Annotated in this window: 1 rRNA gene; it reads left to right on the top strand. The window is 44.8% G+C overall.

The window, feature by feature from the left end:
* Window positions 1–538: 538 nt before the first annotated feature.
* Window positions 539–663, top strand: a 16S ribosomal RNA gene (locus ACLW56_RS25300); the annotation flags it as partial.

Raw genomic sequence — 663 nt, 5'->3', positions numbered from 1 at the left:
GTTTACGGGCCGTAAGTAATCCATAGATGCAAATGTCAGATCGTGATGCGCCTGTTAGGGCGCTGCTGGTGACAGAGCCTTATAGGCGCATATGAAAAACCTCCGGCTATGCCGGAGGATATTTATTTGAAAACCAGGCAATACTTGCTGTCTATTGATGCTTTTGTGCAAAAAGTGTTCTGTCGATAAATTTTTTGAATATTATTCTTGCCACTTCAGAATTACCCCCTATAATGCGCCTCCACTGACACGGAACAACGGCAGGCAAGCCGCCGGGTCAGCAGGGTTTCTCCGGAAATTCTGGCAGACGAAAAGCGAAAATAAATGCTTGACTCTGAAAGAGGAAAACGTATTATACGGGACCTCGAAACGGTGAGCGAAAGCCGCGTTTCAACTGCTCTTTAACAATTTATCAGACAATCTGTGTGGGCACTCAAAGTGACATGGATTCTTAATGTCTTCGGACACTAAATGAATACCAAGTCTTATGAGTGAACACGTAATTCATTACGATAGTTTTTTCATGAGCATCAAACTTAAATTGAAGAGTTTGATCATGGCTCAGATTGAACGCTGGCGGCAGGCCTAACACATGCAAGTCGAACGGTAACAGGAAGCAGCTTGCTGCTTTGCTGACGAGTGGCGGACGGGTGAGTAATGTCT

The sequence above is a fragment of the Pantoea sp. sgz302252 genome, from assembly GCF_047713085.1.
Classification (GTDB): Bacteria; Pseudomonadota; Gammaproteobacteria; order Enterobacterales; family Enterobacteriaceae; genus Scandinavium.
This window is presented reverse-complemented; position numbering and strand designations above follow the sequence as displayed.